This is a genomic window from uncultured Gemella sp. (assembly GCF_963519265.1).
In the GTDB taxonomy this organism is placed as follows: Bacteria; Bacillota; Bacilli; order Staphylococcales; family Gemellaceae; genus Gemella.
The window spans coordinates 1-3402 of sequence record NZ_CAUQNQ010000123.1 but is presented as its reverse complement, the minus strand read 5'-3'; the positions used below and the strand labels follow the sequence as shown (position 1 = coordinate 3402).

Below are 3402 nucleotides of genomic sequence, written 5' to 3'. Positions count from 1 at the left end.
TAGTGATAATAAATTGTTATCGGTAGGAGAAGGAGAATTTGCATATGAATGAAGTCTACGTAAATCGAAAAATTACTCCGGAAGACCTTCTAAATAATGTAGATAAGAGAATTATTTTACTCCAGTCTGATGATGAGAGCGGACTAAGTTACTTTTTAAAATATACAACCGAGTTTTTTAATAGTCAGGAATTAACAAGTTTTTATATTAGTGGTAGTGAAAATATTGCAAAACAAATTTTTAGACAGATTTTTAATGCTGTCACTATTGAAGAAGTTGAGAAAAAAATATCAAAGTATCCTAAACGAGAAGTTATTTTGACGATACTCAAGACAATGGTATATCCACTTGATTGCATCCCTTTTATTCCCAATATAGGTTCTACAATTGTAAATATTATTGATTGTATTGATAGTACACTTAGCGTAGATGCGATACATTATGAAGACTATAAGCTCGAACGAGCTCTTATTGAATACCTAAATAAGATTAATCCAAGAGTTGCTCTTATAATAGAAGAATTAGATGAGAAAAATATTGATTTTCTAAAAATACTTATACAGCATAAAGTGAACTTAATAGTCGCGGTTCCCAATAAAGACAAACATGAAGTTATTAAGTTCCTTTCAAAATCTGAAATTACTAATCCATATAGGTGGAATCAGAAATTTTTACGCCCTGATAATCAAGAAACATACCATTTTTTCAAAAGCTATCAAACCGAATTAGATGAAAAGAGTTTGTCTAAAATATCAGCTTCAAATTTTAGCATACATGCCATTATGTCATGCATAAAGAAATATGATTTCGAGCGTGAATTGACTATCTTTGAACAAATCGTTTTAGGTTCTCTAACACAATTAAGGTGTCCCTTGTCATTAAAATTTTTAGATAAAGTTTATCGGACTTATCTCCAAAAAACATTAACTTTAAATGAAGAGAACTCTGACGTTTCGGAATTAATTCGTAAACTATCACAGGATGGATTTATAGAATATTTAGATTCAGGGAGGATAATTCTAGCTAATACCGGTTTTTCCTTTACACAAAACCAAATTGAAGAAACATTGCTTATAAATACGCTTGTTGATGTAATCTCCGAAACAGAAGAATTATCTGTAGAACTTTGTAAATATGGAATTAGTTATACCAATAAGCAATTATCAAAGAAAAAATATTTTCTATTAGGTCTCCTAAAACTCCAGAGAGATGAAATAGAAACTGATTATTTGTTACAATTAGTTTCTTGTGAATTAGACAATTTAACTGAGCTCTTAACAATTGGCCGACTATTGTATAATCGTTTCTATTTCAATGAAGTTTTTCACCTACTTCAAAAATATCCGCAATATAGTGATGAAAGAAGTTATCTGCTACTACAAGCTTTAGTCAAAGAGCGATTGCGGTCGTCAGACCACCTTGACCTTTTACAACATCTATTAGAGACTTCAGTAGACAAAGATGAGCAATGCTTGGTATTGTCAAACTTATTCGTTGCTTATATTAACAGGAATAATTCCACTGGGTATCGAGAAATACTTAATGAAACAGGAAAATTTTTCTATAAAAACTTTGTCGGTTCTCAATATTATCCTTACTTATTACGAAATATTGCATTTTATCTTCCTTTTGAAGAGGGGATGATAGCCTATAAGAATATTTTAGAGATTTTCAAAGGAGCAGACGATATTAATTATAATCGAACATTATCGAATTATATTTGCTTCTTAATGAAATTTAGTACAATAGAAAATGCTAGAGAAGAGTTGCAAAATTTAGAAACTGAAATACAGCAAATACTATTGCTAAAGGATAGTAGATATGAATATTTATATAATAACTTTTCCTTATATTTAATGAATTTTACAAATCAAAATCCTACACTATACTTCAATATGATATCAGAAGATGAAACTGGTTCGGAGACTCCCTTTATTTACTCTAGAATCAATCTAACACTCTACTTAGCTAAAGTTTCATCTTTAGAAGCAAATAAATTATTTTCTCAAGTTAAATCTCTGGTAGATAAATCTCCTGTTTATCAAACCAAGCGATTTTTTGAGATTAATCAACTTCTCTACTTCTATATGAACGATGCAGATATTTCTGAATATCTGGATACTCTAGATACAAGCCCATTTAGAAACGATGATTATTATGTTGAGGAGCTAGCTTTTCACTATTTACAAAAAATTGAGGATGGTCAAAAATATACTGATTTGGACTGGAAAAAATTATTTTGCCCGGGCTATCTTTTTTATAGATATTATGATGTAAAACTGTTGTTTCCTGAAAAATTGTACTATTAAATAAAGATAACTCGTTTACAACCAAATCAACTGTGGGGGTAAACGGGTATTTTTTTACTTTATTGGATGTTTTACTCGTTCTATACCGATTTGTAATAGAGTGAGAATAATATCTTCATAAGTCTCAAAACCACTGTTTAAGAAACTTAGCACAGAACCACTATGAATACCAAGGTTCATCATAGTATTTACTTCTAGAAAGTATGGTTTTCTATCTGTTCCTATAATAAAGTCTATCCTTCCATAGTCAGATGGTTGCATACTTTGGAAATATTTCCTTGATAAAGTAAACAATTCCTTGTTTAATACCTCATCCTTACTTATTTCTGTTTTCAGACCTCCTTCAGTTCTTCGTTTTTGACTTGTACTAATAATGTTTCCTTTTTTATCTGACGTTGAAAAATGCGGAGTTCCTATAATAATTTCACCATTGTTCCTCTTAATGAATGGCACACCATATAATCTTCCATCAATAAATTCTTCAACAATTATTTCAGTTTGCTTGAGATAAAATTCTTTCTCTTTTTCTTTAACATCTTTCCATGTTTCGCAATAGCATGATTCATCAATACCTTCTGAACCACTACCAAATCGTGGTTTTATGAAATAAGGTCCAGAAAATGGTGGATGTTCTACCAATGGAAACTCTATGCTACCAATTTGCCAATTTGCAGTACTTATTCCCAAATGCTCAGCCAGATTTTTTGATAAATTCTTATCTTCTACCAAAGCTCTGACATTAGGTGCCGCTCCAATATATGGTATTTTTAAATATTCACACAATGATTGTACAAAAATCTCTGAATTTCTGAATCCAATCCTATTGTAAAATGACCATACCAAATCAATTTCTTCATAGTTTTTAATTAGATAGTCAACATTATTTGATGTGATTATCTTATGACCAGTTTTGGTTAATACTTCATAAATCTTATGATGGTAAGTTTCAGCATAGAAAACTTCCATATCATTTTGTGGTTCGATATAAAAATCATGATTAGGTGCAAATTGGGCTAAGAATAGAATTTTCATACAATGTTCTCCTACCGATAACAATTTATTATCACTATACAAAGCACTCAAATAGGTTTAT

Annotated in this window: 2 protein-coding genes; one reads left to right on the top strand and one right to left on the bottom strand. The window is 30.2% G+C overall.

Annotated features, from left to right (window positions below):
* Positions 1–44: 44 nt before the first annotated feature.
* Entirely contained in the window at positions 45–2309 is a 2265-nt protein-coding gene (locus RWN11_RS07770) for a hypothetical protein (protein WP_314161163.1), read from the top strand.
* A 54-nt stretch (positions 2310–2363) separates the two neighbouring features.
* Here the strand turns inward: RWN11_RS07770 and RWN11_RS07765 are convergent, their stop codons facing one another.
* Entirely contained in the window at positions 2364–3341 is a 978-nt protein-coding gene (locus RWN11_RS07765) for an ATP-grasp domain-containing protein (protein WP_314161162.1), read from the bottom strand.
* Positions 3342–3402 lie beyond the last annotated feature (61 nt).